9 protein-coding genes are annotated in these 11377 nt (G+C 37.2%); 7 read left to right on the top strand and 2 right to left on the bottom strand.

From position 1 onward, the window contains the following. Positions 1–424: 424 nt before the first annotated feature. From FXW07_RS02600 to FXW07_RS02590, 3 genes are all read left to right on the top strand, one after another. Positions 425–1567: a cation diffusion facilitator family transporter gene (locus tag FXW07_RS02600; protein ID WP_229393632.1), complete on the top strand. Its 1143-nt coding sequence runs from the start codon at positions 425–427 to the stop codon at positions 1565–1567. A gap of 123 nt (positions 1568–1690) precedes the next feature. Continuing rightward, on the top strand, positions 1691–2473 hold the full coding sequence (cbiQ, locus tag FXW07_RS02595) for a cobalt ECF transporter T component CbiQ (RefSeq protein ID WP_229393631.1): 783 nt from the start codon (positions 1691–1693) through the stop codon (positions 2471–2473). Positions 2474–2484: 11 nt separating this feature from the next. Continuing rightward, entirely contained in the window at positions 2485–3846 is a 1362-nt protein-coding gene (locus FXW07_RS02590) for an ATP-binding cassette domain-containing protein (RefSeq protein WP_229393630.1), read from the top strand. Positions 3847–4139: 293 nt separating this feature from the next. Here the strand turns inward: FXW07_RS02590 and FXW07_RS02585 are convergent, their stop codons facing one another. Next, positions 4140–4319: an MM0924 family protein gene (locus tag FXW07_RS02585; protein WP_229393629.1), complete on the bottom strand. Its 180-nt coding sequence runs from the start codon at positions 4317–4319 to the stop codon at positions 4140–4142. Between the two features lie 1037 nt (positions 4320–5356). Here FXW07_RS02585 and FXW07_RS02580 point away from each other — a divergent pair. From FXW07_RS02580 to FXW07_RS02570, 3 genes are all read left to right on the top strand, one after another. Continuing rightward, entirely contained in the window at positions 5357–5725 is a 369-nt protein-coding gene (locus FXW07_RS02580) for a DsrE family protein (protein ID WP_048154462.1), read from the top strand. A 663-nt stretch (positions 5726–6388) separates the two neighbouring features. Then, positions 6389–7264, top strand: a complete 876-nt coding sequence (gene mmrce1 / locus FXW07_RS02575) for an MmRce1 family CPBP family CAAX prenyl protease (protein WP_229393628.1) — start codon at positions 6389–6391, stop codon at positions 7262–7264. Positions 7265–7292: 28 nt separating this feature from the next. Next, positions 7293–8612, top strand: coding sequence for an MFS transporter (locus tag FXW07_RS02570; RefSeq protein ID WP_229393627.1), 1320 nt, complete (start codon positions 7293–7295; stop codon positions 8610–8612). Between the two features lie 480 nt (positions 8613–9092). Here FXW07_RS02570 and FXW07_RS02565 read toward each other — a convergent pair whose 3' ends face one another. Continuing rightward, positions 9093–10034, bottom strand: a complete 942-nt coding sequence (locus FXW07_RS02565; RefSeq protein ID WP_229393626.1) for a hypothetical protein — start codon at positions 10032–10034, stop codon at positions 9093–9095. A 756-nt stretch (positions 10035–10790) separates the two neighbouring features. Here FXW07_RS02565 and FXW07_RS02560 point away from each other — a divergent pair. Beyond that, a complete protein-coding gene (locus FXW07_RS02560) occupies positions 10791–11225 on the top strand; it encodes a GNAT family N-acetyltransferase (protein ID WP_229393625.1) in 435 nt (144 codons plus the stop codon). The last annotated feature ends 152 nt before the right edge of the window (positions 11226–11377 follow it).

Raw genomic sequence — 11377 nt, 5'->3', positions numbered from 1 at the left:
ATTAAAGCATTATATGAGCTCGTCAGTCCATACGAAAAATCATTATCAAGAACTATTGTCAATACACGGGAATATCTCATCTCTAATTTTCAGTAATAAATATCTAATTTTTTGCTTCTTTCGGGAAGGTTAGCTGCAAACTGATCGTGATGGAAAGCTCCGTTATATAACATTTCTCCAAAAAAACGTATGAATCTCAGCATAAAAAAATATTTTCTAAAGATAAATACCTATTTATAAAACGGCCTCCAAGTGTTCTTATTGAGCTCATACCGTTGATCAAAATTTGCTCTTTGAATTTCGTCCTTTTCGGTAACCAATTAAGTCTCTTGTCATGAAAGAGCAATTCTGGAAATTTCTGATTATCAGGAACGAAATGGGCTTCAAGATATACTCTATAATAAAAATAATCAAGAGGTCAGTTATGTCTGAAAAGCATTCTAATTCTTATCCCAATAGAGAGGAGGACGGTTCCGAACAGTTCCATGAGAATATCCGCAAAAAAGGATTTTTCAATTTTCTCTCCAGTTTTCACGTTAATTCTCATGACCACTCCAGTACTCACACCCATACGCACTCCCACAAGCACAGCCATACTCATGGAACTGTTGACCCTTCCGTAATTGCTACCAGTAAAGGGCTCTGGGTTGTCAAATGGTCATTTATAGGATTGATGATCACAGCTGTCCTGCAGATTATCATCGTTTATATGTCAGGCAGTGTTGCCCTTCTTGCCGACACCATCCATAACTTCGGGGATGCATCGACTGCAATTCCTCTTGCAATAGCTTTTTCCCTGGCCAGAAGAAAACCAAGCAAACGCTTCTCCTACGGGTATGGCAGAGTAGAGGATCTTGCAGGCGTGATCATTGTTTTCCTTATCCTTTTCAGTGCGATTGTAGCAGGATATGAATCTGTAAATCGCTTCTTTAACCCGCAGCCGATAGATCATTTGCAGGCTGTGGTTGCTGCTGGAATTATAGGCTGTATCGGAAACGAGGTTGTGGCCCAGTTCCGGATGAAGATCGGGAAAGAAATAGGTAGTGCAGCTCTTATTGCTGACGGCTACCACGCCCGGGTAGATGGCTTTACCAGCCTTGCAGTCCTTATCGGAGCTGCAGGAGTTTGGCTAGGATACCCGATAATTGATCCTCTTATTGGTATGCTAATCACAGTAACAATCCTGAAAATAGTCCTTGACACAAGCAAACTCGTGTTTACTCGCCTTCTTGACGGTGTTGAACCTGAAATCATCGATAAGGTAAAGAATATTGCTGAGAGTGTTGAAGGCGTTTATGAAGTTACGGACCTTAGAGTCCGCTGGATCGGGCACCAACTCCACGCAGAGATCAATGCTTCGGTTTCCCCGTCTCTTTCTATTGAAGAGGGGCATGAAATTGCTAACGCGATAAGAGAAAAGCTTCTGGAGAACTTTTCCTATCTTTCCGGAACAACTATTCATGTAGATCCACTTACAGCCTCAGGGGAAAGCTGTCATTGCGGACATGAAAATCCGGAAAAAATACATGGGAAACAAAAGAATATTTTAGTTGCTTATCCCCAATAAGATCCCCTGAGATGCAGGTTTAAATAATCAGGTTTCTTGATCACCATAACCATTATATAATAACCACTATATAGAACAAAACTCAACTCAACTTGATTTAATTTTATTTGAGAGGATCCCCTAATGACCAATATCCTTGACGATTATGCTCTAATGAGCCCCCTCAGGCACCGAAACAACTGGTTGAAATTGGCGATAGTATTATTCGGCCTACTCGCGGGAGTTTCAGCCACGTCCCCTATTCCTCCTATTTTTATAGCATTGTGTATGAGTTTTGCAACAGTGGCTCTTGGTAAGGCGCCTCTTAAAACTTATTTCAAGCTCTTGCTGGCTCCTCTGGGTTTTGCTATTGCAGGTATTATTATTATTGTCTTCTTTTCCGGGTCGGGGCCTGAATTGTTGTCATTCAAATTTCTCGGTTATCCTCTCTCTGTAAGAACAGATGGACTTGAGCTTGCCCTGCTGGTACTTGCAAGGTCAATAAGTGGGATGTGCTGTCTTTATTTCCTCGCGCTGACAACCCCCATGATCGAACTTTTTGCCGTACTCAAAGCTGCCAGGCTTCCGGAATCTCTTATAGAACTTTCAATGCTTATATACAGGTACATCTTTGTTTTCCTTGATATGGCTCTTTGCATAAGGTATGCTCAGACTGTAAGACTCGGGTACTCAAACTTCAAGCGTTCTATAAATTCTCTTGGAATGCTTGCAAGCACTCTCTTCATTCGTTCCTGGGAACAGGGGGATAAGCTCTTTCTGGCAATGAATTCCAGGTGCTATGACGGAAAAATGACTCTTTTTGAGGTTAAGAGGCCGGTAAAGGCAACAGAATTACTTTTAACCTCTGCTTACTTTATTTCAACTCTTGCACTGTTTTATTTTACAAAAAACATATCCATTTTTTGAGGTAATAGATCATGATCATTCTTGAGACCAGGGACCTTAAATATACATACCCTGACGGAACTGTAGCTATTCAGAACCTGAACATTGAAATCAAAAAAGGAAAAAAGGTAGCTTTCGTAGGGCAAAATGGTTCCGGAAAGTCCACGCTTTTTCTTTTACTTAACGGGACTTTAAAACCAGCTGAAGGTGATGTCTTTTTTCATGGAGTTCCTTTTAAGTACGATTCAAAATCCCTCAGGGAAATCCGAAAATCCATAGGAATTGTTTTTCAGAATTCGGATGACCAGATCTTTGCCCCTACAGTGTACCAGGATGTAGCTTTCGGGCCAGCAAACCTGGGTTATTCAAAAGAAAGAGTTGATACCTGCGTACAGCAAGCCCTTGAACAGGTGGGGCTCTCCCGTTTAAAAGATAAGCCGCCCCATCACCTCAGTGGAGGACAGAAAAAACGGGTTGCAATTGCCGGGATTATGGCAATGGAACCTGAAGTGATTATCCTTGACGAACCGCTCTCGAATCTTGACCCTGTAGGCGCGGATGAAATCATGGATTTGCTTAATGAATTTAACCAGTTTGGGAGCACCATTATTATCTCCACTCATGACGTGGATTTAGCATATCGCTGGTCTGATTACGTGTTCCTGCTGTCAAACAGCAAAATTATAGGACAGGGCACTCCGGCAGAAGTTTTCAAAGACTTTGAGCTCCTCAAAAAAACCGGGCTCAGACAGCCTACTACTCTTGAGATCTATCATGAAATCGAAAGAAGAGGGCTTGCATCTGGAGGAAATTCCCCAAAAACCATCCCTGACCTTGTCAATACCCTAAAACCTATTGACCTTATATGGGTTGATGTCCCTCCGGGAATCAAAGAAGGAGATAGCCTGAACTTAGGGATCATGTACGGACAGTATGCGACTCAGTCTCCTTACGAAGCTGTTAACGCTACCGTGCTGCATATACATCCAGACGGAAGGGCTATTGTTGAGTTAAAGCGTAAAGGGATCAAAGCCGGAGGAGTCCTGATTTATGACACTGATAATTATTCCCTGCCAGAAGTAAAACAAATCCTTAAAGAGGGAGAAATCGTCTTTGTCGGAGCAATGGGTAAAAAAAGTAAAATTCTTGCTGAGCATGATGGAATCAGGTTGGACGTTTCCTCAGGCGTTATAGACAAAACTATCCTGACGGCCCTTTGCGGAAAACGTTGCCTTATCCTTACGGCTGGCGGGATGGTTGACCACGCCCTTAAGAGAATAAAGGAGTATGTGGAAACAAGCGGGATAGAGTTTACTGTTGGAGTGGTTAACAGGGAAGAAGATTATCAGTGGATCGGAGAGACTAAGGACAGCCCTGAAACGTTTGAGGTATGATTACAAAATAGAACTTGTAGTTAGAACCCAAATAAAGTAGAATAAACGTTCCTATTAATTTACCGGTAGTTCTCTATTGTCTGGTTTATATTATTCCCAGGTTCATAAAGTAGTTTTCAGGACCTTTTTGTCCGAACCTCGGTGCAACCGGAGCTGACTTTCGCTCCTTGCATAAAAACGCAAGTATTTGTTATACTGAATATTCAATAATGGCAATATCAACCATATAACACTGGATGACCAATAAAAAAGAAGGACAGAAAAATAAAAAGTCTTTAAATTTCTTTATATATTTACTGAGGCCACAGGGCGATTATTTTATCTATGGCTAAATGGGTATACTTTCCGTCGTTTTTGAGAGTGAGGACATTATCGGCACAGGCTTCTATGGTTCCCTTGAAAATATCTGGTCCACCGCAGTAAACGTCTACAGCCTTGTTAAGGTAATGTTCCACTATAAAGCATTGATACATTTTATCTCCTCCATTTTCTTATTATTATCTGCCGTAATTTTGACAATACATTGGCTAATCTGCATTGTCCGTTTACTAATTGTGTATTTATGCGTAATAAATGTATTTAAAAATTAAATTTGATTTTTAAAGATTCAAGTCTGTTGATATTTGAAATAAAGTTAGTTTTTTTATCCAGGCAATATTCATTCTAAGACTCCCGCTTTACCAGGATAATTTATGACATTTTTCATCAGATTTTCTTGTTTTAGAAGAGCGCAAAAGATGGGTTTATCTGGAACGTTATTATCCTCATTGTAAAAAACCAAGCTAAAATTATACTTTTCAATTAGCTGGGACTTATTATTGAGATCTCCATATTGCTTTTGTGTCTACTTGCATTGACGGTGTCTACTTGCATTGGCTGTATCTACTTGCATTGACATATACCGTGTATGATGAGCTCTTGTTTAATGATTTAGCTCTTGTTTAATGAGTTTGATCAAGTATCTGTTACCTTTAAAGCTCAAACTTGTTATCAGTTTTGTTAAATTTATATAAAGAGACTACGATAATAAGGGATTGGAAGTAAATGTATTGGCCAGTTTAATTACTTGTGACTACTGAGAAACGAAGGAAACAAAAATTAAGCTTAAACTTCCCGAATACCTCCTGAATAAATACCTCCTGAATAGATACATGTTAATCCCAGCTGAAAAAATAGAGTACAACTACCGCTTCAAAAACTTATCTGGAAGGTACTGAGAAATCAGCATCAACGGTATAAACCAGAAGTATTACCAGGAGAAAAACGTTCCAGAACTTTTTCTCAAGCATCGAAAAAGCATTGAAACAGAAAAGAATCAAAGTTGGAGCCTCTATACGAGGTTCAAAATCTCTTCATATTCCTCCATTTTTTTCCTGAAGATGGTTAGGCATCGTTTCAAGGACGTTCGAATTTCCTTCCTGAAAACACAGGTTAAATCCAATGATGGAAAAGAAAAATTTTTGTTTTCGTTTAATATAACTATCCGGTATCAATTTAGACCTGGAGTTCTATGGCAAAAGTCGAAAAGGTATTATTACTACTTAAAAATATGGTGTATGAAAGCACCAGCCCGCAGGAAACTCTCAAATTTGCAAAGTATTACCGGAGTAAGGGATTCAAAGTACTGGTGATTCTCTGGGGACCTATGGGAGTGCTACTTGCAAAAAAAGATAAAAACCGAGGATCACCAAAATATGATTCTACTGTTCAGGAATGCATCGATATGGGAGTAGAGTTTAAATGCTGCCAGCTTGCCTCTGATATGATTGGGCTTAAGAAAGAAGAAGTGATCCCTGGAATCGAATTTATCTGTTCAAAAGAAGTGGCTGAACTCTTTTTGAGATACACAGAAGAAAACCAGCTAATTATTACCTTATAAGCCTTAGATTCCCCAAAAAGCTGCGGAATGTCTTAAAGTCGCATCATGAATCAGATAATAAATTCTTGGCCAGTGGTTTTAATTATAAATGTATTGTCAACTTTTTCTACCTATCTATTTTTCTACCTATCTATTTTTTGTCAGTTCGTCAGGATTTCGGGTATGCATTATTACCACTTTCTTGAGGAATATATAGTGTGCGAGATTGAGATATATTGTGCTTTTTATAAAAATGGAAGACCTGGAAGCAGTTCGCATATTATTAGTTAGTTGATGTTGTTTCCAAAACACTTTTAGTGGTGCATCATGCTTTTTGTGCAATTAAATAAGGTTAATAGCAAGCTTGATGCACGAAACATAAGACGTTTTTTTCATTATTTTCAACCAGATGTTTTTTTCATTATGTTTAATCAGAATCTGCGTTTATTACGTCCAATCAGAGCCTGCTTTTTTACATTTCATCCTCACGTTTCAGAATACAATATAATCACCAGATAAAAAAATGTATATATTATGAACAATTCAATAAATTAATGGAATTTACTACATTTTTTGTCGAAGATAACAAAATTAAGAACAATTTGTTACTTTTGGCGTCAAGACTGCATTGAGTTGAAAAATAGAAACTATGCAGTGAATTTTTAAATTTGGAGGAATATATAAATGGTCTCTGACTACAGATACAAGCCCCAGGTCTATTTTGCTGCGACTTTTATCGTAACTTATGCTTTCTGGTTTGCAGGAGCATATCTAAGTTTTCAGGATGATAAAAATGGACTTTATTTGTTATTTACGCTTCTTGGGTTGGTGGTACCTTTTCTGATCTCACATTTTATGATTTTTACGTCAAAAAATTCGAATTTAAAAAGGGAGTTTATTAATAGGCTTATCAACCTCAGGCTAATAAAACCAAGAATGCTTCCACTATTTTTCTTGATAATGCCTATCACTGTTATCATATCTATCTTACTTTCGCTTCCGTTTGGAGGATCAATTTCGCAATTTCAACTTGCTAATGGTTTCTCTTTTTCCACAGGGTCTATACCGGTATTGATTTTTCTTATGCTTACCGCATGTTTTGAAGAGCTTGGATGGAGAGGGTATGCATTTGACAGTCTGCAGAGCCGATACACCTACTTTACGGCTTCAGTAATTTTCAGTATACTATGGTCGCTCTGGCACTTCCCTCTGATATTTGTCAACCATTTTTATCAATATGAAATTTATCATGAAAACATATGGTATGCGGTGAACTTTTTTGTCGGCATTATCCCTATGGGAGTATTTGTCAGCTGGGTATGCATTAAAAATGGAAAAAGTATTCCTGCAGCAATTCTCTTTCACTTTATTATAAATATCTTCCAGGAAGCACTGAATATGACTCAGACGACCAAGTGCATTGAGACTCTGGTTATTACTGTAATTATTGCTATTATTATTGTATTAGACAAAGAGATGTTTTTTTCAAAAGTAAGCCCTATTCCTGAGACTCAAAATCTCGCTCCTGGAACTCAAAATCCGGTTTATGAGGCTCACTAAATGACAGACGAATCCGAAAAAACGACGGTTGAACAAAAAAAATCTTTATTCCTTATTTTTATTTATCTGGTTTGGACAATTTATCTCAGTAATAGGCACCGGGCTTACCATTTTCTCTTTAGGGGTATACGTATATCAGCAAACAAATACTACTTCCAGCTATGTTTTCATACTAATGTGTGTCTTTTTACCGCCCTTTCTGCTAAAGCCCTATGGAGGGATACTGGCAGACCGTTACGACAGACGTTTAATGATGATTTTAGGAGACTTAGGAGCAACTCTTGGGCTTCTTTTCATATTCTTTATGATGCTAAAAGGAAACATTCAACTCTGGCAAATTTACTTTGGAATTGCAACAAGTTCTGTTTTTTCGGCTTTTCAGGAACCAGCCTATAAAGCTTTAATTACTGACCTCTTACCTGAAGCTCAATATGCCAGAGCAAGTGGGCTGGTGCAGCTAGCAAGTTCTGCTCAATATTTAATTTCTCCTTTTTTAGCCGGAATTTTGTTAACAATAATTGATATTAAATTTATATTTTTAATCGATACCACCACTCTCTTAATTTCCAGTTCAATTGTCATCTGGATAAGAAATATTTCAGGCAAGGTAAAAATAGACCAGCATAAACAAAATATCATAGCGGACCTTAAAGAGGGAATGAAAGAGTTCTCTAATAATAGAGGCGTAGTTAATCTGGTTATTATTACCATGATCACACTTTTTTTTGTCGGATTGCTTCAGTCTCTTTTTATTCCACTGCTGCTGAGCTTAACAACAGTAAAAACAGTGGGGATCTCTCAATCAATATGTGCTTCAGGCATACTAATCGGAAGCTTGTTTATTGGAGTATTTGGCAGCAAGAACAGGTATGCAAAAACATTATCTATCTCTTTATTCCTGTCAGGTATATTCTTTGCAAACTTAGGACTTTCAAAGAATATCATATTTGTTACTCTAGCAGGATTCATGTTTTTTGCCACTTTGCCTTTTATTAACACCTCTATTGAGGTCTTAATTCGAAAAAATATTGACAATAGAAAACAGGGGCGCGTATGGTCTCTCATTTCCATGATTACTTATCTTGGTTCCATAATGGCTTTTGCAGTTGCAGGTTTTTTAGCCGATAAAGTTTTCAACCCCCTTTTAGAGGTGGATGGTCTACTGGTTGAAACGGCAGGTCTTATTACTGGAACAGGAGAAAACAGGGGGATTGCCCTTATGTTTCTAATCTCCGGATTAATGATCTCTATGATTGCTTTATTGATCTGGCAAAACGAGAAAATAAAAAGATTAGAATATGTTGAAAGTCCGGATTCGGCCATAGACCTATACTTTCAGCCTGGCTGATAAATTAGAAGGAATTCACTTGTTTATTAAGAAAAAAATTTATGAGAAATGCTTCCTGACTCAATGAAAATTTTCCTGTTCATCGGAACCATTTCACTCAAACTTCAATAATGACCTCCCTTCAATAATGACCTTCTGCCTGTTTATGTGGCGGACCTGCAAGAACGATCCAGTATAGCAGATAATGTTATAATGACCCAAAAAACCTGTAATTTTCTTCTTTTAGATGGGTCAATGACGGAAATCCTCATAAATGGTAGAAATTTTATTAAAAGTACCCGCATGATTTTTTAATAAATAGGACTTACGCACTTGAGGAACAAAATCAATTACAACAAAGACTGTGAATTAAAGTTACGTTTTAGGCAGTTGACTGTCTGATGCTGTTGATTCTTCAGTTCAACTGCGTAAGTCCTAATAAATACAAAATCTGTAAATTTTACTGCGGAAAATGCGTTACAAGTTTCAGTTACCAAGCTATCAAATTATCTTGTCCAGCATTCCAGTAATAAGCTGTAAGTCAATTCCTGTTCCACTGATTAGTAAGCGTTCTTTTTTATTGCCAAGTAACTTCTGTGTCCAGTCAACGAAGCCACCGTCTACAAGTTCTATACCTTCAACAATAATCTTGAAATTAATACCTTGATAGTAACTGTTTTCAGTTTCTTCTACATTCATGATAAAATCAGTATATGGATATATCTCGCGAAGATGGCAATGAATTCTATCAATAAATCCAATTTTATCAGTATAGCCATTTCTTACGTTCAGAGTTACTGTGAGTTTATGCCCTAATTTCTCTTCGAAATAGTTTATATAAAACTGCATATGTCTGGCTATTGCATCCTTTTCAAAACCATAAGAACCTGTGTTTTTGCCAGAACTAACAATAGTAAACAAGCTAAAATGAGAAACAAATTCGTCAGTCTTATACATTTGTCCGCGAGTAACTCTGCAGGTTGCGGATAAATGGACAGGACTTTTTGTGTTATCAATGGTTTTATTCTTTATTCCATTTGCAAGGTATATGGCGAGCATATTGGTGCTATCTGCAATTAGCTCCAACCCTCTTGTTGCGGAGATAACATTGTTTTGATCAACTTTAGCTATAACAGAACAGCTTCCCAAAAGGCTTGCAGGAGAAAGCAAAATAGACGAAAAACCTGAGGCTTCAGCCATTTCGAGCATTAAAATTTCTACTTGCTTCACCTTAATAGGACTAAGTTCAGATGGCTTTACAAATCGGTTATATTTATACTTGTTTAAGATATCATTAGGAGTGTTTTTGTTTGCTATTTCTTTTGAAAGAGCAAGCAGAAGTGTATTAATTTCAGATTGTGACAGCCTGATTGTAAGTTCATTAATTAAGTTTTTGTTGCCTGCTTTTTCAAGTACATTTTCAATTATATTTTGTTGTTTCATTATCACTCCACTCTAATTTCTTTTTTGTTTATTGAGAGGCATTGTCGGGTCAGTTAAAGAACACTTTCGAATATCTGGATTTTATCGACTTTGGGGATCAGTGGAACTGTTTATCCAACCAGCCAGCATTTTTTCCATCCACATGTTTCTATCCACTTGTTTCTACTCACTTGTTTCTATCCACTTGTTTCTACTCACTTGTTTCTATCCACTTGTTTCTATCCACTTGTTTCTATCCACTTGTTTCTATCCACTTGTTTCTATCCACTTGTTTTCCCTATTTTTTACAGGCAGTCTAAACCTAATTACCGCTTACTACTAACAGTAATAGAAATTTTTGTTGACTTATCAGAAGCCTATAACCTATAATTGGGACTGAAAATCCTTATAGAGAATAACCGTCTCTGAGAGAGTGTCTTAAAGTGAATAGTGCCATATAAAACGGCGTTCTATGACCTGGGTAGACGATATTTATCTTCATACTTTCCATTTTTTAATACTGAAAGCTCATTCCATAACCAATTTTATTTTCACATAAAAAGAGTTTCAGAACCATTTCCATGAGCCAAAACTAGATCATTAAACATTTGAAATTCAGAGAAGCAATTTTAAGTTTTGGGATGAGCTCTGATACTAAAATACGTAGAACACCGATAATGGAGCATCTCTAACTGCCTTTTTTTATACTCTTATGGATTTAAGTAATGTTATCGTAAAACAAAAGTTTTTGTGGTTGCAAAATTGGAGGATGGATAGATGATTGCTGAGATCTATGAAGTTGTATTAAGTGATTTTGATGAGATTATCGAGCTTCTTAAGCAGCTTTGGCCCGACAAAACATTGAACTGCGATGCATTAATGAAAATAATTTCCAATGGCATTGAATCTAAAGATAGTATCTATCTATGTGCTAAAGTTAATGATAAAGTAGCCGGGTTCTGTTCTTTGATAATTAGAGAGAGTCTCTGGCAGGAAGATCTAGTAGGACATATAAATGAATTGATAATCGACAAATCATTTAGACGCATGAATCTTGGCACTGAGTTATTAGACACTGCTATTGCTGCCGCAAAGAAAAAAGGATGCAAACTAATCGAACTCGATTCAGCATTTCACCGTGAAGATGCACATAAATTCTATGAAAATATTGGCTTCACAAAGAGGGCATATCTTTTTTCAAAAGAAATATAACCCCAGAGTCTCTCTGGTATGACACTAAAGAGCACAAAGATAAACGTGCAAAAAATTACTGAAAAAAAGAAAAAAGGAAAGTAAATGCGGTGCACATTTTCTCAGTGCTTTTCGCATCTTTTATGGTTGTAAAGGTTTTTTGGTTTTAGATA

Source organism: Methanosarcina sp. DH1, assembly GCF_020804205.1.
GTDB classification, from domain to species: domain Archaea; phylum Halobacteriota; class Methanosarcinia; order Methanosarcinales; family Methanosarcinaceae; genus Methanosarcina; species Methanosarcina vacuolata.
Note: the sequence above shows the minus strand (reverse complement) of the source record. Positions and strands in the feature narration are given on the sequence as shown.

Excerpts from the sequence above, each read along its gene's own strand:
- FXW07_RS02600 (WP_229393632.1), top strand. The coding sequence starts at position 425 with ATGTCTGAAAAGCATTCTAATTCTTATCCCAATAGAGAGGAGGACGGT.
- cbiQ (WP_229393631.1), top strand. The coding sequence starts at position 1,691 with ATGACCAATATCCTTGACGATTATGCTCTAATGAGCCCCCTCAGGCAC.
- FXW07_RS02590 (WP_229393630.1), top strand. The coding sequence starts at position 2,485 with ATGATCATTCTTGAGACCAGGGACCTTAAATATACATACCCTGACGGA.
- FXW07_RS02585 (WP_229393629.1), bottom strand. The coding sequence starts at position 4,319 with ATGTATCAATGCTTTATAGTGGAACATTACCTTAACAAGGCTGTAGAC.
- FXW07_RS02580 (WP_048154462.1), top strand. The coding sequence starts at position 5,357 with ATGGCAAAAGTCGAAAAGGTATTATTACTACTTAAAAATATGGTGTAT.
- mmrce1 (WP_229393628.1), top strand. The coding sequence starts at position 6,389 with ATGGTCTCTGACTACAGATACAAGCCCCAGGTCTATTTTGCTGCGACT.
- FXW07_RS02565 (WP_229393626.1), bottom strand. The coding sequence starts at position 10,034 with ATGAAACAACAAAATATAATTGAAAATGTACTTGAAAAAGCAGGCAAC.
- FXW07_RS02560 (WP_229393625.1), top strand. The coding sequence starts at position 10,791 with ATGATTGCTGAGATCTATGAAGTTGTATTAAGTGATTTTGATGAGATT.